Raw genomic sequence first — 24,087 nt, 5'->3', positions numbered from 1 at the left:
GCTCCATTCGGGGCACTTTTTATTACTTTGCTTTTACACTCAGGCCATTGGGTAAAAGTTTTTGCAATAGTTCAATAAAGTTTGAAACTTTGGCAGAACTCTCATTTTCCCGAGTAATCAGGTAAAGAGGCGCATTTAGTTTCATTGAATCATCAAACTCCCGATATACAATTTCATGTTCCCAAAAATTATGCATTGAGGCCGGCACAATCGTTATACCAATTCCAGCAGCGACTAAATTTAATGTAGCGGTAGGTCTAGGCGCTTCTTGAATAATGCGTGGACTAAAACCTGCTTGGTAGCAACTATATAAAATATTGTCATATAAACCTTGTCCTGAAGAACGACGGTATAAAACAAAATTTTCATTTGATAAGTCATTTGAACTAATTTTTTCTTTTTGTGTAAGTGGATGGCCTATAGGCAATGCCACCATCATTGGCTCATCTAATATATGGTGATGTTTTAACCCAATATCACGGCTGATCGGTGCTCTTAAAAAAGCAATATCAAGTTTCTCGGAGATTAATCGATCTAATTGTTTTTGGCTGCCTGCTTCTTCAAGTTTGGTTTGTACGTTTGGATATATTTCTCGATATGAGCGCAATACTAGTGAAATAAGCGGATGCAAACCTGCGGAACTTGTAAAACCAATATTGAGTTGTCCAGTTTTACCTTGGCTAACATCTTGGACTAATTTTGGAATATGTCTGGCATGTTCTAATAAAAGTTGTGCTTCTTTAAATAAAGCTAAACCAGCCTCAGTTGGTTCAATTCCTCGAGGCTGGCGAATAAGTAATTGTGTACCAAGTTCTTCTTCGAGTTTTTTAAGTAAACGCGTTAGAGGCGGCTGTTGAATAAACAATCGGTTTGCGGCATGCGTAATATTCCTTTCTTCAACTACTACAACAAAGGCATGGAGCTTATGTAAATCGAGCATAGAAATACCTTTATGGTATGGTTGATGAAAATAAAAGCATTTGTAGATATATCACAAAAGTATCATTCTATTTTGGTCAGATAAAGTGAAAAGTAACGAAAATGAACCATGTTGAGATTGCCGTGCAGAAGGAGAGTGTCCCGACCTGCACAGAGTTATTTTTAGGTTTTTTAACATTAGGTTTAATTGGATTCGGTGGCGTGCTGCCTTTAGCCCGTAAAGTTATTGTAGAGCAAAGGCATTGGTTAAGCCCTGAAAAATTCACTGAGTTACTTGGTCTGTGTCAATTTTTACCGGGTGGCAATATTATTAATTTATCGGTTGCGATTGGCATGGAGTTTCGTGGTGTTCGTGGGGCAGTGAGCTCACTCATTGGTCTGATCCTTGCACCTACGATAATTGTTGTACTTTTACATTATGTCTATGAGCAGTTCCAAGATAATTTAATGGTTAAGCATCTTTTCGAAGGTTTAGCGGCGGCGGCGGCTGGACTTCTGGTTGCAACAGGTTTGAAAATGCTTAAGCCATTATTACGTAATCCATTAGCGATTTGCGTAGTTGTTGCTGCAATTATCAGTATTGCTTTTCTAAAAATCTCTTTACTAGTGACGATGCTGATTTTGTTGGCATTTTATTCAGCTATCATTTGGAGACGTGTGTAATGGGTGCAGTTCTACTTACTTTAGCGATTATTTTTACTCAATTGTCTCTTATTGCATTTGGTGGCGGCAATACAATTTTGCCTGAAATGCAACGCCAAGTAGTTGATATTCACCACTGGATGACGGCACAAGAATTCAGTGCATTGTTCGCCATGGCTCAAGCTGCACCTGGTCCGAACATGATGATCGTGCCGTTGGTGGGATGGCATGTAGCAGGGTTGTCAGGTCTACTTGTAACGTCTACTGCTAAATTTTTACCTTCGTCTCTTATTACTGTATTTGTGATGAGAGGCTGGTCAAAATTTAAAGATAAGAAATGGCGCCGTGTTTTACAGCTTGCTTTACAACCTGTCACTGTGGGAACTGTACTTGCCAGTGCGTGGATTATTTCTGAGGCAGCTGCCATAAATACTTTACTCATTATTATGGTAGTCATTGCAACTTTATTATCTTTAATTAAAAAGGTCCATCCTTTACATGTCTTGATTGCTGGGGCTGTATTTGGTGTGGTCTTACTCTAGTTTAACCAGTTTGCCGACCTGCGCTGGATGAGTTCAGGTTGGTTTTTTTTAATGAAGTAAATAATAAAATCTAAAAAACCGATCAAATATATAAAAACATACTGTTTTACCTATTCTGTGTTTTCACGTACTATGCATCTATTGAAAGAATTTGGATGCATTGGAGTAAAAACAGATGTTAGATCAAAACATTAAAACTCAATTAAAAGCTTACTTAGAACGTCTAGAAAGTCCAATCGAATTAGTTGCTGCCTTAGATGAATCAGATAAAGCTGCTCAAATTAAAGAATTAGTGACAGAAATTGCTGAGCTTTCTGACAAGGTGACTGCCCGTTTTGACGGTAATAATACACGTCGTCCAAGCTTTGGTGTGGCTAAAGCAGGTGAACAACCTCGTGTATTCTTCGCAGGCTTACCAATGGGTCATGAGTTTACGTCTTTGATCTTGGCTCTGTTACAAGTGTCTGGCTATGCACCTAAAGTGTCGGATGAAGTTTTAAATCAAATTAAAGGCTTAAACCTCAAAGCTAACTTTGATGTGTTTGTATCATTAAGCTGTCATAACTGTCCGGATGTGGTACAGGCGCTTAACCTGATTGCCATTTATAACCCGAACACTACAGCAACCATGATTGATGGTTCATTCTTCCAAGATGAAGTGGAACAACGCAAAATCATGGCTGTGCCAATGGTGTTCCAAGACAACGAACACATTGGCCAAGGTCGTATGACCCTTGAAGAGATTGTAGCGAAACTCGACACTAACTCAGCTGAAAAAGATGCAGCAGCACTCAATGCTAAAGATGCATTTGATGTGTTGGTGATTGGTGGTGGTCCTGCGGGTGCAACGGCTGCGATCTATGCTGCACGTAAAGGCATTAACACTGGTATCGTGGCTGAACGCTTCGGTGGTCAAGTGATGGACACCATGGACATTGAAAACTTCACTTCTGTGCAAAAGACGCAAGGTCCTAAGTTTGCTGCCGAGATGGAAGCCCATGTTCGTGAATATGATGTCGATATCATGAACCTGCAACGTGTCAGCAAAATCACGGGTGCCAACCAGACTGCAAATGGCTTGGTTGAAGTTGAACTTGAAAACGGTGCAAAACTTGAATCGAAAACTGTAATCCTTTCTACAGGTGCACGTTGGAGAGAAATGAATGTACCGGGTGAGCAAGAATACCGTACCCGTGGTGTTGCCTACTGCCCACACTGTGATGGCCCATTGTTCAAAGGCAAACGTGTTGCCGTGATTGGTGGTGGTAACTCAGGTGTTGAAGCAGCAATTGACCTTGCAGGGATTGTTGAGCATGTCACTCTGGTTGAGTTTGACACCAAGCTTCGTGCTGACCAAGTGTTGCAAAACAAATTGCATAGCTTGCCAAACACAACGGTGATTATGAATGCCTTAAGTACAGAAGTGTTAGGTGATGGTTCACAAGTGACTGGTCTTAAATATAAAGACCGTGCGACTGATGAAGAGCATGTAGTCGAGCTTGCAGGGATCTTTGTACAGATTGGTTTATTGCCAAACACTGACTTCTTGAAAGACAGTGAAGTTGAATTAACCAACCGTGGCGAGATCATTGTCAATGACCGCAACGAAACCAATGTACAAGGTGTATTTGCGGCGGGTGACTGTACGACTGTACCTTACAAGCAAATCATTATTGCTACAGGTGAAGGTGCTAAAGCATCACTCTCAGCGTTTGATTACATCATCCGTTCTGGGCAGTAAAATTTAAGTCCAAAACGAAAGAGCCAAAGGATATCCTTTGGCTCTTTTTCTTTTTATGGTTTATATAAACCGTGTTCGACTAAATGCTCTCGTAAAATACGACGTAACTCTAATACAGCTTGTGGTGTCAGTTGAATTGAATGGCCACCTGGAAGAACCTTCTCAGACTTTGCTCCATCTAAGTGAGCACTTTTGTACGGAACGATGCCATCGGTAATCACATTAGGATCATCACTCTTGGTAATATTTCCCATTATTGAATGGAAAACTAATCCTTGGTGTGGGTTAATATTTTTAGTCAGCTCCATAAATTTAGATTGATGACTTAGATCACTTGGTCCATTTTGAATCAAACCATTATCAATATTACTCAAGAAATCTTTAACATCTAAATTTTCAGTTGTCAGTGAAGTCGCTACAGCCGACAAAAATGCACCGGGTAAACGAATAATTTTACGTGCTGCCAAGGTAAACCAACGATCTGCATAATCTGTACCTCGATGAGGAGAAGCCAAGAAAATTGCACGATCAAAATTATTGATTGAATGCATTTGCAATCGTTCAGTAACCATTGGATGTTTTTTAAAGCGGTTTTGCTGACGAATCGTCATCAAATCTAAGGCAGGTTTAGTAATATCTCCATCACTGACCAGTAAACGGCTGATAATACCTCCCATACTATGTCCAACAAGGACCGCATCATGCGCGGCAGGGTCACTTGGGTTTAATGAACCAAAAGCTTGTTTCAAGAGTGCATAAATCTGAAAACGACTTTCCAAAATTGGCATGTTGGTCGAATAGAAAACCTGCCAAACTTGGTAATTGTCTCTTAAAACCGTATCGCCCATAACATCATTGGTCAGTGCAATCCATGCCTCGGGGCTACTTGCTAAACCATGTACCAACACGATAATTTTTTTGTTCGGATTATACGGTTCAAGCATATATAAATGCGGCATAGTTAAATGCTGATCGCGATCAATCAGACTCAAATAGGCTGCAACCCCTAAATTGTTTTCGGCTAACCATAGGCCATAAGGTGCTGAAAAGTTAGCTGCTAGAGGATATTGTTTGCCTGCTACATTAATATTATCTGTTCGATATGGGTCATAAACTCGAATCACGAATTCTGGATTATTAATAATTTCTTCGACAGTGGTCGCGTGTTTGGGTTCAGCTACAATAGTCGCAGCTAAGTAGCGTGCATTATGAATATTTGGATTAACACCATTTTTATAATTATATTTAAGTGGGTCTAGGATATATTCATTAATATCTTCATTTCCTGAACTCGGAAAAACAGCCACAAATTCTGAGCCAAAACCATCGCGGCGGTTAATGGTTCTTAAGCCAGAAAAATTCAGGTTATAACTTGAAATTAATTTTTCTAGTTTTTGACCCGTTAATTGTTTATGAAATTCAAAATCGATTGAATAAATACTTTTACCAATATGAATTTGTGGTTCAACAACATTTTTCTTGGGATGTCTTAAGTCATAAACACCGACCATTTTGGCGATTGCTTGATTATAGAAATCGCGAATTTGAACTTGTCTATTATCAAAAATACGGTCGTTAGGCTTACGTTTTGTTGAAAATAGATAGGCATAGCTATAGCGAATACTTTTATCTAATAGACTCAATTGCTGGTCTAAGCAATCATCATATCTATTCAGAATATTCTTTTGTTCTTCTTCAGATTTATGTTTAGTAAATCTACTTACTTTACAGTCGGATGTATCTGATAAAGCCATTGCTTTTGCGAGATACATTTCGCTTGCTGCTGATAAGAACTGTTCATCTAAAATTTGAGGAAGATTTTTGAGTTGATTTACACAGGTTTCAGGTGTATCTGTACAAACTTTAGCTTCCTGACCAGACATTGATAAAACATTCAGACTCGCTTCGCTGAGTTTATCTTGGGTAAGAATACTATTACGTTCATTTGCAATCGTTACATTCAAAGCTTGCTGTTTAACATTTACGACCTGACAACCACTCAGAATTGAACCGAGTAGTATGACCGTCAACAGTGTTTTGCTTCTTTTTATTGAAAACATTATGGTCAAAATATAGTGGCTCAATGGTAGGTAGATCATACAAATTTTAAAATATTTTTCAAATGATCAAATATAAAAAAGGACTGTCAAAACAGCCCTTTTTTATAGAATTAAGCTTATTTTTTAGGTGCAGCAGGAGTAGTTGCTGACATTGCTGGGTTAGTTAAAACTTGCCATACGTTCCAACGACCTTGTTTTTCAATTTCTTGAATTAAACAGTCAGCAATTTCCGCTTCATCTGGATATTTAACTTTATAGTTCTTTAGCGTCTGGATCGCGTTTTTCTTTTGCTCCATTGCAATATAGTTATTTGCAGCAGCTAAATATGCTTCTTGAACATTACCTTTAATGGCTTTGTCTAAATATGGAATCGCTTCACGTTGACCGCCACCTTCAGATAAACCAAAACCGAACCAGAAATTTGTTTCCGCATCATCTGGATTAATTTTTAAAAGTCTTTGAGCATATTCTAAAGATTTAGTGGTATGAATAGTACCTAAATCAAGGTTACGTGCAAGAACACTTGCTTTAAAAGCACGAATTAGAATATCAAAAGATGCATTTGGATTTGCAGCAAGTGTATCAAGTTGCTGTGTAACTTCTTTGAGTTTACTTTCAAAGCCTTTACGTTCTTGACGGTCGGTAAAGCGAGGTGGGTAGTGACGTGCTTTACCTTCTACTAATTGTAAAAAGTCATCAATAGTAGTCACGTCAATTTCATTTTCACCAGCTAAAACTGCGTATTTCATTGAACGTTGTGAATTATTAACAGTCGGAACAATCAGTTTATTGACATCAAGAGTAAGCTGTTTGGTTGGGTCATCTTGACGATTAACCACCATTTTCGTTACAGGCTGTGCAGCAGCTTCTTTTAATGCAACTTCAAATGCTGGCGGCTGATCATAGTTAAAAGGGTTTAGCGCATAAAAAGGAGGAGTAAGCTCTGGTTCCTTGAAAACAAAAGGCTCAATTTTTTGTTCTTTTACGGGTGCCATTGTACAAGCAGTTAAACTTGAGGTCGCAAGGATTATATATGCCAAAGGCTTAAAATTCATAGGATCTTCCGTTCATTTTAGTAAAGTCAGATTTGGTACAGGTAAGTCTAGGAAAAGCTAAACAGACATGCAAGGGTAAGCGTGTTACAGTATGAATCAAGAATATTACGTTTTTGATGTCTTATCTTGCGCACCGCATTCACGACGAACTTCTTCAATAATTTTTAGTTCTTCATCGCTAAAAGGCTGTTCATCCTGACTTTCTTTTTTGAAGCTAGGATCTAGCTCTGATAAACGCTGGCATAAATTATTCATACGTGTTTCGTTGTGCTGAATACGATCAAGTAAAACGCGCATACCTTCTAAAATAGGGTCTGACTGATCTGCAGTTGTCGCATATGGGGCAAAGCCAATACTTTGTGCATAATCACGACGACGTTCTTCATCTTTATTCTTGTCGGTGGCATCTTTATAAATATAGCGAGCAGGGTTTCCTACAGCGGTCACACCAGCAGGGACTGCTTTAGTCACTACAGCATTTGAACCGACTTTAGCGCCTTTACCAACTGTAAATGGACCTAAAATTTTTGCACCAGCGCCAACAACCACACCATCTTCTAAAGTTGGGTGACGTTTGCCAGTCTTCCATGTTGTACCACCTAAGGTCACACCATGATAAAGCGTAACATCATCACCAATTTCAGCAGTTTCACCAATCACAACACCCATACCATGATCAATAAAAAAACGCTTACCGATTTTAGCGCCAGGATGAATTTCAATTCCAGTTGCAAAACGACTAAATGAAGAAAGAAGGCGAGCAGCACCTTTACAATCTTTTTGCCATAATTCATGAGCAACACGATGCATCATGATCGCATGAATGCCAGGATAGGTCGTGAGAACTTCGAGAGTATTGCGGGCAGCAGGATCTCGCGCAAATACAGCCTTTATATCTTCTTTCAGCTGTTTAAGCATTGGGTTGATCCTCCTTGTCAGATAATGTCTTTTTCCATTTACCACTGGTTAGGGCTTGTACACGACTAAAAATACCGCGAAGTAAATGATATTCCATACGATCTAATTGTATACGACCAAATAAACGACGCAAGCGTAAAGGTAATAAACGTGGATTATCTGGATCTAAAAATTCAATTTCAGTCAGCATTTTCTCTAGATGAGGATAAAACTCTTCCATTTGTTGCTGAGTAACCAGAGGCTCATCCCATTGCATGCTTTGGCCTTGCACTAATGGCATTTCATCTGCATCTTGATCCACGTTTTGTTGTTCTAGAGCAGACATGCGAAGCTCGTAACATACAACTTGAATCGCTTGCGCAACATTTAATACGCCATAGTCAGGATTGACAGGAATCGTCAAATGATAATTTGCCAGCGCTAATTCTTCGTTGGTTAAACCACGGTCTTCGCGTCCAAAAACAATCGCAATCTGTTGCCCTTGAGTAGTGGCCTTAATAGCTTCTTTAGCAGCAGGTCGCACGTCAAGTAAAGGCCAAGGAATAGTACGGCTACGTGCACTTGTTCCAAATACTAAATGGCAATCTTTAATAGCATCTTCTAAAGTATCGACAATCTCAAGATGTTCAAATAAATCTTGGGCACCAGCAGCAAGCGCTTGTATGTCTGGGTGGGGATATGTTTTTGGTGCAACAAGAACTAATTTAATTAGCCCCATCGTTTTCATGGCACGTAAAGCACTGCCAATATTAGCTGGCAACGTAGTATTTACCATGACAATACGCACTTGTGCTAATTGTTTTGACACAGTGTTGTGATCAAACGAACTCATAAGATTTCCAGAAATTACGAATATTGAGAAACTTCGCTTTGGTATAAATCCAATGCATCGTCCATAGTCATGTCCGCGGGAGGGGAAGCAACGGTTTGCGGACGAGTAGGTTCTGCTGCTTTAGCTGCTTTCGACTTTACTTGATATTCAATGTAAATATTATCTTTACCAAAATAATCTCTGAGTTTAGCAAGTAATTCATCGAGAGGAGCAACTTTCCATTGCGGACCAAGTTGAAGCTCGGCTTGAGCATAAGGTTGATCAATCTGTAGCTGTAGAGTGATATGTTGATGCATATCTACATTGCAAAATGGCAAGATTATGTTTTGTAAATCTTTTGCCAAAGTGGCTTGCATAAACTCTTCTGTTAATTTGATCTGAATACTGTTAGCACGTTTTTGTCGTATTTCATTTAATGTAAAAGCCTTAGTTAAACGGCCCATCGGACGTTCAAAGCCTTCTCTTTCATAAATTTCGCCTTCAAAGACAACAACACGTTCAACTTGAATAATATCTTTAAAACGTTGGAAACGTTCATGGTTGCAACTTACTTCAATACGAGCTGTACCGTCATCTAGTACAATAACTACCCGATTTGGGAAGTTTGCGACGTCAATGACTAAACCTGCATAGACTGTTGTAACACCACGACGTGTAGCCGTAATTTCATTAAGTTTCACAGGGATAAAAGCTTTAAGTTCTTGTCGGTAAACATCAATTGGGTGACCAGTGAGATATAGGCCAAGCGTGTCTTTTTCGCCTTTTAGACGAACTTCATCACTCCACGGTTTAACAGGTTTAGCTGGCTTACGCTGAACTTCTTCAACCTCACCAAATAAATCCATAATACCGCTTTCACGGTTACTGCGCGCTTGTTCGGCAGCTTGAACAGCTTCAGGTAATTGCGCCATTAAGCTTGCGCGTTCAATTCCTAAGCAATCGAGTGCACCTGCACGAATTAAAGCTTCAAGAGTACGCTTATTGATTTTCTTCAAATCAATACGATGGCAAAAATCGAATAGATCTGTATAAGGACCAAATTGTCGACGAGAGTCAATAACTGACTGCATCGCTTGTTCGCCAACGCCTTTAATTGCACCTAAACCATACACAATAGTTTTATCATCGCTCGCATGGAAATGATAAGTCGACATATTGACTGATGGTGGTAAAACTTCTAGGCCATTATTTCGGCAGTCATCAATTAAAAATACAACACTGTCGGTGTTCTGCATTTCCGATGACATTACTGCTGCCATAAACTCAGCAGGATAATGTGCTTTTAACCATGCAGTATGGTAGGCTACGAGGGCATAAGCTGCGGCGTGAGATTTGTTGAAACCATAGCCTGCGAACTTTTCCATATAGTCAAAGATATGGTTGGCTGTACTTTCATCAATCCCTTTTTCTGCAGCACCTGCCAAGAAAATTTGGCGCTGCTTAACCATCTCCTCAGGTTTCTTTTTACCCATTGCACGACGTAGTAAGTCCGCGCCACCGAGCGTATAACCCGCACAGATCTGTGCGGTCTGCATCACCTGTTCTTGGTAAACCATAATCCCGTAAGTTGGCTCTAATACACCTTCAAGAAGTGGGTGAAGATATTCAAAATCTCCACCATGCATACGGTGAATAAAGTCAGGAATAAGATCCATTGGACCAGGACGGTACAATGATACGAACGCAATAATCTCTTCAAATTTACTTGGACGTGCTTCTTTGAGCATTCGTTTCATGCCGACGGATTCAAACTGGAATACCGCTGTTGTATTTGCATCGGCAAAGACAGAATAGGCTTTAGCATCATCAAGTGGAACATGCGAAATAATGAGCGGATCATTACTATCGCGATTTTTATTAATATTTTGAATTGCGTCTTCAATAACGGTTAAGTTACGTAAACCCAAGAAGTCGAATTTGACGAGACCTGCTGCTTCTACATCGTCTTTATCATATTGAGCAACACGGCTGGTTCCATCTTCATCACAAAGCACAGCTGAGAAATCGGTAATCTTACCTGGTGCAATAACAACACCGCCGGCATGTTTACCAGTATTTCGAGTGATACCTTCCAATTTTAAAGCCATTTCCCAGATTTCACTCGCATCATCATTATCGGGGTTAGATGGATTGGTAACGATATCTTTAAGCTGAGGTTCCATCTCGATAGCAGTGGCTAAGTCCACACCGAGCGGTTTAGTAGGTACCATTTTTGAGATACGGTCAGCTAAACCGTAAGATTTACCTAATACACGGGCAACGTCGCGAATTGCACCTTTTGCTGCCATCGTACCGAAAGTTGCAATTTGTGATACGGCTTCACGTCCATAGGTACGGGAAACATAATCAATGACGCGGTCACGTCCGGCAATACAGAAATCGACGTCAAAGTCGGGCATCGAAACACGTTCTGGGTTTAAGAAACGTTCGAAAAGTAGATCGTAACGAAGAGGATCAAGGTCAGTAATTTTTAAGCTATAGGCAACGAGTGAACCCGCACCTGAACCACGGCCTGGTCCTACCGGAACGCCATTATTTTTTGCCCACTGGATGAAGTCCATGACGATAAGGAAGTAACCAGGAAAACCCATTTTGAGGATAATGCCGACTTCGTAATCAATTCGTTCATCGTAAGGTTTACGAATTTCAGGCCAATCTTCGCCACGTTTTTCGACAGGGTAGAGATAATCTAAACGTTCTTCTAAACCTACTTTAGACAAATGCTCAAAGTAAGTGTCGATGGTGAAACCATCTGGAATTGGATAGTCAGGTAAAAAGTAGGTGCCAAGTTGTAGGCTAACATTACAGCGTTTTGCAATGTTATAGGTGTTTTCGATAGCACTTGGGATATCTGAAAACAACTCAATCATTTCGTCCGAGGTTTTAAAATGTTGCTCAGGACTATATAAGCGTGGACGACGGTCATCTGCTAATACATAGCCATCAGCAATACAAACACGGGCTTCGTGAGCTTCAAAATCTTCTTTTTCTACAAAGTGCACATCATTATGCGCAACTACACCCACATTATATTGAGCAGCAAGTTTAGCGGCTTCTTGAATAAAGTCTTCTTCACCAGGACGATCGGTACGTGTTAAAGCCAGATAAACACGGTTACCAAATTTTTCGATCCATGCTTCTAAAAGGGGAGCGGCTTTTTGAGGGTTAGATGAGCAAAGCATCTGACCCACATCACTATGTTGGCCAAGTAAAACAATAATATCTTGATGCTGTTCAAGTACCCATTCTTTTTTTACACATGGAATACTAAGTTGTTGACCTTCAATAAAACCGCGTGAAACGATTTCGGTTAGACTTTTCCAGCCTACATTACTCATTGCAAGTAAAGTTGCACGATGTTGAGCATCGTCAAGGCGGATTGTGCTACCTAAAAGCGGCTTAATCCCTTTTTTTAAACAAGAATTATAAAATTTTACTGCTGCATGAAGGTTTGATAGATCGGTTAATGCCAGCGCGGGCATTTCGTCTTTAACCGCAGCGTTGACCAAGTCAGGTATGCGAACTATCGACTCTGTAATCGAAAATTCTGTATAAATACCGAGATGAACAAACTGCATAAATCAATCCTTAATACGACTGCAGCATAGTTTAGCACGCAAAGTTAAAACGAAATGCTTAATATTTTGGCAAACTGTTAAGGATTTTATTATTTAAGAAGAATGATTTGAATATCTATTGTACAGATTGAATATAAAAGAGCTTATTTTTAAGAAATAGGACCAACCCAAACTTTGTGTTTGGGCTGGTTGAAAAACTTAGTACTGCCAGAACATGCGCTGAATTTCTTTCGTGTCATTCGTCTTAGTAAGAGCTAAAGCTGCAAGAAGACGCGCTTTTTGAGGGTTTAAATCATGTGCTGCTACCCAACCATATTTAGAGTCAGGTTGTTCTGCATCACGTAATACGAAGCCTTGTGCGACACGTGATGAACGGATAATTTGAATACCGTTTTTGTCGTGAAGATTTTGTAAGGTTGGTACGATATATTTTGGTACAGAACCGTTACCAGTACCTGCATTAATGATCGCTTTAGCACCAGCTTTTGCATACGCTTCATATGCATCTGGAAGCATAGAGTCCGAACCATAAACGATCTGTACAGTTGGAAGTGCATCGCCTTTAATATTTTCAATATTAAACTCTGAAGCATTTGTATGACGTTTTACAGACTGTCTGAACCAGTATGGTTTGCCTTCAACTAATGTACCTAAAGCGCCCCATTGGCTAACAAAAGCATTTGTATGAATATTAATACCTTTAGTTACATCACGTGCAGCAAAAATAGAGTCGTTCATAAGAACCATAACGCCTTTATTTTTTGCATCATCAGAAGCTGCTAAAGCAACTGCACTATAAAGGTTAAGTGGACCATCAGCTGAAAGAGCAGTTGAAGGACGCATTGAGCCAACAAGTACAATCGGTTTATCAGTATGAATAACCAAATTTAAGAAAAATGCTGTTTCTTCTAAAGTATCTGTACCGTGTGTAATTACGACACCATTAACAGATGGCTTTTTAACAAGCTCATTCACTTGACGAGCAATTTCTAATAATTCCTTGTCAGTAATACTCTCAGAAGCGATTTGTAAAGCTTGAATACCAGTTACATTTGCCAAATCTTTGATTTGTGGAACTGCGTTAATTAGGGTATCAACAGGAACTTTTGCAGCAGTATAAGTTGCACTATTTGCCGAGCTTGCGCCAGCACCAGCGATAGTACCGCCAGTGGCAACTACGACAACATTATTTTTTGCATAAAGTGGGAGAGAGCAGGCTAATAAGCCCATCGCTAAACCTAAAGATTTAACAGTTTTAGTCAACATCGAAAATATCCTTATGAAGTGACGAAGTAAAAGTTTGTCGAATATGTGTGCTTTTCCTAAGCAAAATACATACCATGTAAGACATATTCCAAACTTGTTTGAATAAAAAGCATCCCTGAATAGCCTTTTGTTTCATCAACAATTGCTTAGTCATTGCTTTTATTTAGCGCTAATAAATAACATGAATAAAATAAAAAATCTATTAAGTTTTTCTAATTCATCTCGATTTGTTTATTTTTTAAGATAAATAAATAAAATGATTTATTAATCTTTATAAAATTAAAAAATAATAGGGTGGTTTCAATTCTTGTTTATTGTGTGATATATGCAATATATTGATTTTTAATTGGATAGTCTGAATTTAAATTAATGGAAATGTTTTTTATTTAAGCTGAATAATAATATCAATAGTTTAATGTGAATAAGTCTTAGTAAGCTGAATTAAAATTTAGTCATTTGATTTTTATTTTTTAAGGTATAAATTTTATTTGTGTAGATTTTATTCTATTTTTAAGGTTTTGTTTGAAGAAATTTAATAGGGCTAATAGACATTATTGGCCTACTATTTAATATAGAAATACTGATAAATTTTTATTGTTTAATTTTAGAATAAAAAAAGAGCAATTTTATAAGGTCATATAAAATTGCTCTTAAGTTGGGAGAGTGGGAGAAAAGAGAAACTTATGCGGTCGTTTGTTCTTGAGTTGATTTAATTAATACTGGCTCTGGTAGTTCTTCAGTATCAGTCACTTTATCGCCTTCAAGCTTGGCAACAACTGCGGTAGCAATACTGTTACCTACTACGTTTGTTGCAGTACGGCCCATATCAAGGAATTGATCGATACCGAGTAATAAGAGAATTCCGGCTTCAGGTAAATGGAACATAGTGAGTGTTGCTGAAATAACCACAATTGAAGCTCGTGAAACACCAGCAATACCTTTACTTGTCACCATTAGGGTTAACAAAATTAAGACTTGCTGAGTGAAGCTAAGATCAATATTGTAAGCTTGAGCAATAAAGAGCACTGCAAATGTGGTGTACATCATTGAACCATCTAGGTTGAATGAATAACCTAAAGGTAATACAAAGCTCGTTACTTTTTTAGGCACACCAAATTTATTTAGTGCATCCATAACTTTAGGATAGGCTGATTCACTTGAAGCTGTAGCAAAAGCAAGGGTTACAGGTTCACGAATTAATTTACCTAAGCGGAAAATATCTTTTTTAAGTACGATTGCACCTACAGAGAATAAGATGATCCACAGTAATAAAAGACCGAAGTAGAACTCTGCGATTAAAATGCCATAGTCAACAATCAAGCCTAAACCTTGTACTGTAATTGCTGAAGCGATTGCTGCAAATACTGCAACAGGTGCAAACATCATGACGTAATCGGTAATGCGGAACATGATCTTGCTGAGTTCATCAGTCAAACGAATGATAACAGAATCTTTTTCTTTGCCTTGATTTACAAAAGCAAGGGCTGAGCCAAAGAAAATAGAGAAAACAAGCACTTGCAAAATATCATTGTTTGCCATTGCTTCGGCAATACTGCGTGGGAAAACATGGCTTAAAAATGATTGTAGAGTGAAACCTGTAGTTGCTGGAACAGAAGAGCTACTCAGTTGTTGTGCAGTTGGTAATACTAAATCTAAAGCTGCACCAGGTTGGAAAAAGTTTGCCAAACCCATACCAATAGCAAGCGATACGAATGAAGCAGTAATAAACCAGGTCATTGATTTAAGGGTGATACTGCCGATTGATGTAGATTTCCCCATTGAGACAATGCCTGAAACAATTGTGGCAAATACCAATGGAGCAATAATCATTTTGATAAGGCGTAAAAAGATATCTGTAGGTATGTTGAGATAAGAAGCGATTTGCTTCAGTTGTTCACCTTCATTAAAGAAGTGGTGACAAATCCAACCTGTCAGTATGCCAAGTAAAATAGCAACAACAATATACTTGAGCAATTTCTTTTGCTTCATGTGAACCTCTATCCATTTGATTCAATCATCCTTTGATGGGAATCGGATGATCGAAAGCTTTCCTTGTTAGTTCAGTCCGGTCGTTCTAACGATGTTATCTTCCTAGATTTGTATCTGTTTTAACCGAATTGAATATGGCGATGTTGTTATGGAGATGGATTGTTGCTCGATTTTGAAGCAGTGTGAAATGCAAAAAAATATTGATCCATGCATTTTTTGCATAATAAAAATTTGCTAAGTGGACAGAATATAAGTAATTTTGAACGTATGGTAAAAATATAAAAATAAAAACTTGAACTAATTTTTAAAATTAAAAGAATGAGAAATTTTATAAAAATAATTTAACTTCAATGTCTTATTTTTAGATAGTGCAGTGTAGTGAAAATGTGTAATTCTTCTTTTGTAAAAATGAATAAAATAAAATTATAAAAAAAGCACCTAGTTTAAGATGCCTTTTTTATTATGTATTTTTTTAACGACGATTGGCTAAGAAACGCCCTAGTCGTGTAATTGCTTCACGTAATTCATTTTCAGCAGGTAGGAAAACCACACGGAAATGATCTGGAGTTGGCCAATTAAAGCCTGTACCTTGAACCAATAAAACTTTTTCTGCACGTAGCAAATCAAGCATTAACTTTTCATCATCTTCAATTGGATAGATGTTCGGGTCGAGGCGAGGGAAACAGTACATTGCTCCATCTGGTTTTACACAGCTTACACCTGGAATTTCATTAAGCATTTCCCAAGCAATATTGCGCTGTTCGTATAAACGGCCACCAGGACGAATCAAGTCATTAATTGATTGATAACCGCCTAGGGCAGTTTGAATCGCATATTGAGCTTGAACGTTTGCACATAGGCGCATTGATGCCAACATGTCTAATCCTTCGATATAGTCGGCAGCACGGCTTTTATCACCCGTAATTGCCATCCAACCTGAACGGAAGCCTGCAATACGATAAGCTTTTGATAAACCATTAAAAGATACACAAAGCTGGTCGCCAGCTAATGATGCTACTGAAACATGTTCAATACCGTCATAAATAATTTTGTCGTAAATTTCATCAGCAAATAAAATTAGATCATATTTTTTTGCAATCGCTACAATCTGTTCAAGAATGTGGCGTGGATATACCGAACCCGTAGGATTGTTTGGGTTAATGATGACAATACCGCGAGTATTCGGAGTAATTTTACTTTCAATATCAGCAATATCTGGGTACCAGCTATTTTCTTCATCACATTTATAATGAATTGCCGTGCCGCCTGAAAGATTAACTGCTGCTGTCCAAAGCGGATAATCCGGCATTGGAATCAGCATTTCGTCTCCGTCATCTAATAAGCCTTGCATAGCCATTACGATAAGTTCAGATACGCCATTACCAATATACACGTCATTGACATGCATATTGAGAATTCCTTTTTGCTGGTAATACTGACAAATTGCTTTACGAGCAGGGAAGATACCTTTTGAGTCAACATAACCAATTGCATTTGGTAAGTTTAAAGCAACATCATTAATAATTTCTTGTGGTGCTTCAAATCCAAAGGGAGCTGGGTTACCAATATTCAACTTGATAATCTTATGTCCTTGCTCTTCCATTTCATTGGCGGCTCTTAAAACTGGCCCACGGATGTCATAACAAACATGCTCAAGCTTCGATGATTTTTTGATTTCTCGAGTAGATGGCATGGAATGGAGGGTAGCAGTATTTTTAGACATAACGGGATTCACTTTTGCATATCGGTATAAATAACTTTTAAATGTTTTAACTGTTACCAAATTTAGATCATGTTGATCTTTCAATAGTTCAACAATTTTTTCATGGGTAAAACCCGATTGTTGATATTGTTTAATAATTGGTAGTAGTTGTTGGAAAACCACACTTTTTTTCTGAGACATGTTCTGTCCTATACAACCGTGCGCACTTAGAATAGCACTATGTTTGCTTGCTTTAAAGATAATTAGTAATAAATTTGCTTACTTTTGATTTTGTGTTTTGCTTACTTTTTGCTTTTTGTTCTTTATATGTTTAAATTCCAACAAATTTTACGTTCAGAGACTAGTGTTTTTGTGATGAATGGCGTAAATATAAAACTCGATCATCAGAAATGTTTACTTCAGAATAAAAGGTGTATGTCATGGGAAAAGTCAATAAAACAGACCGGGAATGGCAAAGAGAGTTATCACCAGAAGAGTATCGGATTACACGACAAAAAGGCACTGAACCTGCATTTACGGGGCAATACTGGAATACTAAGCAACATGGTACCTATGTTTGCCGTTGCTGCGGCGCAGAGTTGTTCTCATCAGATACCAAATATGATAGCGGTTGTGGTTGGCCAAGTTTCTTCCGTCCTATCAATGGTGCAGTCATTGATGAACATGAAGATTTAACGCATGGTATGGTCAGAACTGAAATTGTTTGTCATGATTGCGAGGCTCATTTAGGGCATGTATTTGAAGATGGACCACAGCCGACTGGTTTGCGCTATTGCGTAAACTCGGCATCATTACAACTTAAAACAGAAGAAAAAAATGATGAGGAAACCTATCCATGAGTAATATTTATCAGTTTGAAGCTGAGCTGTTAGAGGGTGAAGTTAAGCAGTTTGCTGATTACAAAGGTAAAGTTTTATTAATTGTAAACACTGCCAGTAAATGTGGTTTTACCCCACAATTTGCTGGTCTCGAAAAACTTTATGAAAAATATAAAGATCAAGGGTTGGAAGTTTTAGGTTTTCCCTGCAACCAGTTTGGTGGGCAAGATCCAGGAAGCAATAAAGAAATTGGTAGCTTCTGTCAGCGTAACTATGGGGTGAAATTTCCTATGTTTGCTAAAGTTGATGTAAAAGGTCCGGAAGCCCATGTAATTTTTAGATATTTAACACGTGAAGCTAAAGGTATTTTGGGCAGCAGTAGCATTAAATGGAACTTTACTAAATTTTTAGTAGGTAAGGATGGCGCTGTTTTAAACCGATATGCGCCTACAACTAAACCTGAAGCTTTAGAAGCTGATATTGAAAAAGCTTTAGCGAGTTAATTGTTTAAATGAACGCTATTCCTCAACCTTTTGAGTTTTGGCAAGATGTGCGAATGCCGTATGTTGAAACCAGAAGGTCCTGTTTTAGCCGAACATGTTATAAATCTCATAGTCATCCAACGTTTTCTATCGGGGCTATAGACGAGGGGAATAGCGTTTTTCAAAGTTCATTTGGTACGCCCCAAAAAATTGATGCTGGTACTTTGGTGATCGTACCCGCACATATTGAGCATTCATGTAACCCTTTGCCAGACCAGGCTTGGAGCTACCAGATGCTACATTTGGACATAAGGTGGTTAAATCAGCTGTATTCAGAATTTCGACAACATGGTTTGGATTTGCTTCTGCCTCAGCATAAGCCGCTCATAATAAAAGAAGAAACTTTATATCAGGCTTTTTCTGATATGAATGAAACTTTATTTGATCCTGAAAAATTAATTATTGAAAAAGAACAGTCGCTGATCTATTGCCTTACCCAGCTATTACTCCCTCATTTCGTATTAGAAGAAATACAAAAAACTGAATATTTGTATGAAGATTTTTTGGACTTAATTCATATTATTAAATCGTCAGAACAATTTATTTCTCTTGAAGAGCTTGCAGAGCAGGTTGGTCTTAGTCGATATGCAATCATTCGTTTATTCAAGGCCAATGTTGGTTTAACCCCACATGCATTTCAAATTAATTTAAAGATTAATCAAGCTAGAGCTCAGTTAAAACAAGGGATTTCACTCGCAGAGTTAGCTGTCAATTTAGGCTTTAGTGATCAAAGCCATTTTCATAAAGCTTTTAAAGCACATACAGGAATTACTCCTCGACAGTTTCAACTTGCAGCAGCGCAATAATTTACAAGAAATTATTTTTCTCTATTTTTAAGCTACTCCATACAGTTTTAAAGATGAAATCGTTATGGAAGTTTTTTTGGTTATCGCCTTTACTCACTTTTTAGCACTCCTATCTCCGGGACCAGATTTTTTTCTTATTCTGACCAGTCTTTTGCAAAAAGGAGCGCGTTATACCTATGGTGTTATTCTGGGAATTACTTTGGGTAATGCTCTTATCTTAATGGTATGTATATTTGGATTTATGGTGCTTGGCAATTTAAGCACAACGATTCTTTTAGTACTTAAATGGCTGGGGGCTGGATATTTAGCTTATTTGAGTTTTCTTTGTTTTAGAACCACTCAAGGAACAAACTTAAATATTACTGTTGCTGAAAATAGTTTGGTTGAACAAGAGTCTAGTTATAAGAGTAAAGTTAAAAGCTTAGCTCTGGGTTTGCAATCCAGTCTTCTTAATCCTAAAAATATTATGTTTTATAGTAGTTTAATGCTACTTATTCAACAGGAATTTAGCTTATTTCAAAAATTACTAATGAGTATATGGATGACAGGAGTGGTTTTCGGGTGGAATTTATTATTAGTTCGTTTATTGCGTCAAGAGCGTGTATTAGCACAGATTAAACGCTCTGCTAGAGGAATATATTATTGCTCCAGTCTGGCTTTCATTTTTTTCGCAGTGTTATTGGTTGCCTATAGTTAAAGCAGATCGCATAGCCTTCTAAATAAAACTGAAGGCTATGCAATTTTGCTGGGTTTAAAGAATCGCTTTTAAACGTTTAACAACTTCTTCACATTGTGCCAAATCTGCTACTAAAGCCATACGCACATGATTGGCACCAGGGTTACCTTGTTCGGTATCACGAGATAGATAACGACCCGGTAAAACTTTAATGTGTGCTTTTTCCATCAGCATCTTGGCAAAAGTTTCATCATTATCGACTTTTAACCAGTAATAAAAACCGGCATCAGGTTTTTGTAATGGGAGGAGATGACCTAGCTCAGATTGGAATAAATCAAACTTTGCACGATATTGCTTACGGTTTTCTTCAACATGGTTTTCATCGTTCCACGCTGCGATTGAAGCAAGCTGGTGTTGTACTGGCATTGCAGCGCCGTGATAGGTGCGGTATTGCAAATATGGCTTTAACAGATCGGTATCACCCGCTACAAAACCTGAGCGCAAACCCGGCAAGTTTGAGCGTTTTGAAAGTGAATGAAATACGATACAGTTTTTGTAGTCATCACGACCAAGCTCAGCACAAACTTCTAATAGACCAGTAGGTGCTTGATCAAACCAAAGCTCTGAATAGCATTCATCAGAAGCAATAACAAAATTATATTGATCAGATAAGGCAATTAGCTTTTTAAATTGTTCTTTAGAAAGCACAGTACCTGTTGGGTTACCTGGTGTACATACAAAAAGAAGGGCTGTCTTTTCCCAAACTTCTGCTGGTACAGCATCAAAATCACCTAAATAGCCATTTTCTTCCGTGCAATTAATGAAGTATGGCTTTGCACCTGCAAGTAAAGCTGCACCTTCATAAATTTGATAAAACGGGTTCGGCATCACCACATAAGGTGCATCTTCACGATTAATTAATGCCTGTACAAAAGAGAAAATGCCTTCACGTGTACCAGAGACAGGCAAGATGTGGTTTTCAGCACTAATGCTGTTAAGTTTAAAGCGCTTAGTTAACCAATCTGCAATGCTTTGGCGAAGCTCTGGTAAGCCTTTACTGTTTGGATAAGTTGATAAATGGTTAAAGTTATCAATAATAGCCTGTTTAACAAACTCTGGTGCTGGATGCTTAGGTTCGCCAATTGATAGAGGAATCAAGGGAAGGTTAGCAGGAGTAGTATCCTTAAAAAGTTGGTTTAACTTTTCAAATGGATACGGGTGTAATAACGACAAGCTAGAGTTCATTAAACAGTTACCAAGTAGTTGAGTTTCAGTGCTGACAAATTTGATTAGATGCTTCATCTAATGCAGCTTTCAGTTTTTCCGAGAAGAGTTTGACCTCTTCGTTATTCAGCGGTTTTCCATCTTTTTTGGTGACAAAGAAAATATCTTCGGCACGTTCGCCTAAAGTTGCGATTCGGGCTGAATGGATGTCTAAACCTTGCATCATAAATAAACCACCCACGCGTGCAAGTAGGCCAGGGTGATCGAGTGTTGAAATTTCGACCATATTTTGCTGTAAGGCTTCATTTAATGTTACGTCGACTGTATTTTCAATATCGAAGTGACGTAATTGACGTGGAATACGACGTTGCATGAGTCCCGGGTACTGGTCTGGTTGGCTAAGCGCCTTCACTAATGCATTTTTAACGGTTTCTTCACGTTCTGGGTCGGTAAGCAATGTCCCGAAACGATCAAGTACAACATAAGTGTCTAAGCTAAATGCTGTACTTGCCGTGATAATTTTTGCATCCTGAACGTCTAAGTTCATTCGGTCTAAAACGGCAACAGTGGTAGCAAATAGGTTAGGTTGATCGCGCGTATAAATAAAGATTTGCACCGCATCTTGAGCTGCTTTACGGTGAGCACGCAAGAGGACTAATGGCTCTGGATTATCACCGTGTTTTAAAATTGCTTGTGTATGCCACGCAATTTCATCCGCCGATTCTTTAATGAAGTATTCATCACCTAGTTCTTGCCATACTTTTTCGACATCTGCCAATGCGAAGTTATTTACCAGCAATTCACTTGCTGCAAACTTGGTGTCTTCAATCAACATTTGGTAGTCAACAGGACGGCCTAAACCTGTACGGATTACATCACGAGCGTGCGTATAAAGTTGACGCATAAGTGATGCACGCCATGTGTTCCATAGTTTTGGATTTGTCGCGTTAATATCGGCAACCGTTAAGGTATATAGATAATCAAGATGCTCCATATCGCCCAGTTTTTCAGCGAAATCTTTCACGACATCAGGATCAGAAATATCTTTTTTCTGAGCGGTCAAAGACATGAGCAAATGGTTTTGAATAAGCCATGCAATTAATTTGCATTCACGCTCTGTAAAGCCATGTGCACGGCCAAACTCAATCGCGTCTTCTGCGCCGAGTTCGCTGTGGTCACCACCGCGACCTTTTGCGATGTCATGGAATAAAGCAGCAATGAACACAATATCTTGACGAGCAAGACGTTGGAAAACTGAACTTACTACAGGGAACTCTTTGGCAAATTCAGGTTCTCTAAAACGATTTAAGTTACGCAGCAATAATAATGTGTGAGCATCGACCGTATAGATATGGAACAGGTCATATTGCATAAGACCCATAATTTGGCCAAAAGCAGGAATATAGTTTCCTAAAACCCCATAACGTTTCATCGCAACCAAGGTATCGTATAAACGATATGGTGAGCGAATAATCGACATAAACAGTGCTTGATGCTCTGGATTATCGCGATAACTTTGGTTGATTCGTTTTGCGGCAAGAATAAGTAAGCGTAAAGTCCGGGCGCGAATACCTTCAATATCTGGTCGATTGGCTAAAATATAGAACAACTCTAAAATCGCGCTTGGATGCTCGGCGAATATTTTATGATGTTGTACGGCAAGTTTATTATCAACAATTTTAAAGTGATCATTAACAACTTCAATTTTGCGTTCATAGTTGGGGAGTCGAGGAGTAATCACCGACTCGCTAAAATACGCCAGCAACATTTCATTGAGTGTTGAAACCTGTTGCGCCGTACGGTAGTAGCGTTTCATGAATTGCTCAACACCATAATTTACAGGTTGGCCTTCTTGACGAACATAACCAAATTTAGCGGCAATTTCCCTTTGATGGTCAAAGAGTAAACGGTTTTCATCACGTTTGGCTAAACGGTGCAAATGGTGACGAATTTCCCAAAGAAAACTTTCTGCTTCTTCTAAAACTGCCAATTCAAACTCTGAAATGAAACCTAAATGCACTAAGTCATAAATACGATTTACGCGAAAGTGACGTTTGGCTATCCAGCCAATTTGGTTAATGTCACGTATACCACCCGGTGCATTTTTAATGTCGGGTTCTAAATTACTTTCAGTATTGTTGTGTTGATGGTAACGCTTGGCTTGTTCGGCCATTTTTGCGTCATAGAATGTTTTGTCAGTCCATGTCTGCGAAACAATACGGCGAGGCCATTTCGCAAGCTGACTATTGCCAGTAATTAACCGCGCCTCAATTAAAGTTGTTGCAACGGTTAAATCTGTAGCAGCCTGTTCAACACAGCTTTGAATCGTGCGAACACTAATGCCGGGTTTGAAATTCCCCACGTCCCATAAAGAAGAAATAAATGTAGAGATACGTTTTTCGTTTTCTTCGTTAATTTCATGCTCCGATAGGATCATGATATCGACATCGGAATAGGGCAACATTTCACGGCGCCCATAACCGCCTACAGCAAAAAGGCCCAGTTCTGTCTGATCGAGTTCAGCATGTTTCCATAAAAAGATCAGTGCTTCATCTACTAAATCTGAACGGGCTTTAATGATTTCACGAATAGATTGCCCATTTTCATATGAATCTTGCAACTGCTTTTCTACATCCGTTCGCCATTGATTAATGGCTTTAATATCATGATGACTTGAGACATAGTTCAACAATGGCGATATATTGATCATGAAAATGGGTCTACCAATAAGTAAAA

General features: G+C 38.6%; 18 protein-coding genes. 7 read left to right on the top strand and 11 right to left on the bottom strand.

Annotated features, from left to right (window positions below; translation table 11 throughout):
- Window positions 1-22: 22 nt before the first annotated feature.
- Window positions 23-940, bottom strand: a complete 918-nt coding sequence (locus H7R46_RS10210) for a LysR family transcriptional regulator (RefSeq protein ID WP_005069732.1) — start codon at window positions 938-940, stop codon at window positions 23-25.
- A gap of 101 nt (window positions 941-1,041) precedes the next feature.
- Here H7R46_RS10210 and H7R46_RS10205 point away from each other — a divergent pair, with 101 nt between their 5' ends.
- The 3 genes from H7R46_RS10205 (at window position 1,042) to ahpF (ending at window position 3,864) form a co-directional block, all read left to right on the top strand.
- Window positions 1,042-1,602, top strand: coding sequence for a chromate transporter (locus H7R46_RS10205; RefSeq protein ID WP_005069729.1), 561 nt, complete (start codon window positions 1,042-1,044; stop codon window positions 1,600-1,602).
- Window positions 1,602-2,123 (top strand): chromate transporter, encoded by a 522-nt coding sequence (locus H7R46_RS10200; protein ID WP_000501457.1) that lies wholly within the window; start codon window positions 1,602-1,604, stop codon window positions 2,121-2,123. Before H7R46_RS10205 ends, H7R46_RS10200 begins: the two co-directional genes overlap by 1 nt.
- A 175-nt stretch (window positions 2,124-2,298) precedes the next feature.
- Window positions 2,299-3,864, top strand: a complete 1,566-nt coding sequence (gene ahpF / locus H7R46_RS10195; protein ID WP_005069727.1) for an alkyl hydroperoxide reductase subunit F — start codon at window positions 2,299-2,301, stop codon at window positions 3,862-3,864.
- Between the two features lie 53 nt (window positions 3,865-3,917).
- Here ahpF and H7R46_RS10190 read toward each other — a convergent pair whose 3' ends face one another.
- From H7R46_RS10190 to H7R46_RS10155, 8 genes are all read right to left on the bottom strand, one after another.
- Window positions 3,918-5,924 carry an esterase/lipase family protein gene (locus H7R46_RS10190; protein WP_031945300.1) on the bottom strand — a complete coding sequence of 669 codons (2,007 nt, stop codon included), beginning with the start codon at window positions 5,922-5,924 and terminating at the stop codon, window positions 3,918-3,920.
- Window positions 5,925-6,040: 116 nt separating this feature from the next.
- Entirely contained in the window at window positions 6,041-6,979 is a 939-nt protein-coding gene (locus H7R46_RS10185) for an ABUW_2363 family tetratricopeptide repeat lipoprotein (RefSeq protein ID WP_182924199.1), read from the bottom strand.
- A gap of 105 nt (window positions 6,980-7,084) precedes the next feature.
- Entirely contained in the window at window positions 7,085-7,897 is an 813-nt protein-coding gene (gene cysE / locus H7R46_RS10180) for a serine O-acetyltransferase (protein ID WP_005069719.1), read from the bottom strand.
- Entirely contained in the window at window positions 7,890-8,729 is an 840-nt protein-coding gene (locus H7R46_RS10175; protein ID WP_005069717.1) for an RNA methyltransferase, read from the bottom strand. The genes cysE and H7R46_RS10175 overlap by 8 nt, the downstream gene beginning before the upstream one ends.
- Before the next feature lie 14 nt (window positions 8,730-8,743).
- On the bottom strand, window positions 8,744-12,307 hold the full coding sequence (dnaE, locus tag H7R46_RS10170; RefSeq protein ID WP_005069715.1) for a DNA polymerase III subunit alpha: 3,564 nt from the start codon (window positions 12,305-12,307) through the stop codon (window positions 8,744-8,746).
- 198 nt (window positions 12,308-12,505) lie between these two features.
- Window positions 12,506-13,573 (bottom strand): type II asparaginase, encoded by a 1,068-nt coding sequence (locus tag H7R46_RS10165; RefSeq protein WP_005069712.1) that lies wholly within the window; start codon window positions 13,571-13,573, stop codon window positions 12,506-12,508.
- 681 nt (window positions 13,574-14,254) lie between these two features.
- Window positions 14,255-15,562: a dicarboxylate/amino acid:cation symporter gene (locus tag H7R46_RS10160; RefSeq protein ID WP_005069709.1), complete on the bottom strand. Its 1,308-nt coding sequence runs from the start codon at window positions 15,560-15,562 to the stop codon at window positions 14,255-14,257.
- A 472-nt stretch (window positions 15,563-16,034) separates the two neighbouring features.
- Complete coding sequence (locus H7R46_RS10155; protein WP_005069706.1) at window positions 16,035-17,465, bottom strand: pyridoxal phosphate-dependent aminotransferase; 1,431 nt, start codon at window positions 17,463-17,465, stop codon at window positions 16,035-16,037.
- Window positions 17,466-17,704: 239 nt separating this feature from the next.
- On the opposite strand from H7R46_RS10155, the gene msrB reads away from it, so the two are divergent.
- From msrB to H7R46_RS10135, 4 genes are all read left to right on the top strand, one after another.
- The gene (gene msrB, locus H7R46_RS10150) at window positions 17,705-18,124 is read left to right on the top strand and encodes a peptide-methionine (R)-S-oxide reductase MsrB (RefSeq protein ID WP_002114184.1); all 420 of its coding nucleotides are present in this window, start codon (window positions 17,705-17,707) and stop codon (window positions 18,122-18,124) included.
- Window positions 18,121-18,606 (top strand): glutathione peroxidase, encoded by a 486-nt coding sequence (locus H7R46_RS10145; RefSeq protein ID WP_005069704.1) that lies wholly within the window; start codon window positions 18,121-18,123, stop codon window positions 18,604-18,606. The genes msrB and H7R46_RS10145 overlap by 4 nt, the downstream gene beginning before the upstream one ends.
- Window positions 18,607-18,614: 8 nt before the next feature.
- A complete protein-coding gene (locus tag H7R46_RS10140; protein WP_005069700.1) occupies window positions 18,615-19,451 on the top strand; it encodes an AraC family transcriptional regulator in 837 nt (278 codons plus the stop codon).
- A 64-nt stretch (window positions 19,452-19,515) separates the two neighbouring features.
- Complete coding sequence (locus H7R46_RS10135) at window positions 19,516-20,148, top strand: LysE family translocator (RefSeq protein WP_005069698.1); 633 nt, start codon at window positions 19,516-19,518, stop codon at window positions 20,146-20,148.
- 54 nt (window positions 20,149-20,202) lie between these two features.
- Here H7R46_RS10135 and dapC read toward each other — a convergent pair whose 3' ends face one another.
- A complete protein-coding gene (dapC, locus tag H7R46_RS10130; protein ID WP_025469828.1) occupies window positions 20,203-21,372 on the bottom strand; it encodes a succinyldiaminopimelate transaminase in 1,170 nt (389 codons plus the stop codon).
- Window positions 21,373-21,397: 25 nt separating this feature from the next.
- Window positions 21,398-24,061, bottom strand: a complete 2,664-nt coding sequence (gene glnD, locus H7R46_RS10125) for a [protein-PII] uridylyltransferase (protein ID WP_000608324.1) — start codon at window positions 24,059-24,061, stop codon at window positions 21,398-21,400.
- Between the last annotated feature and the right edge of the window lie 26 nt (window positions 24,062-24,087).

The sequence above is a fragment of the Acinetobacter sp. BEC1-S18-ESBL-01 genome (assembly GCF_014169935.1).
GTDB lineage: Bacteria > Pseudomonadota > Gammaproteobacteria > Pseudomonadales > Moraxellaceae > Acinetobacter > Acinetobacter pittii.
Note: the sequence above shows the minus strand (reverse complement) of the source record. Positions and strands in the feature narration are given on the sequence as shown.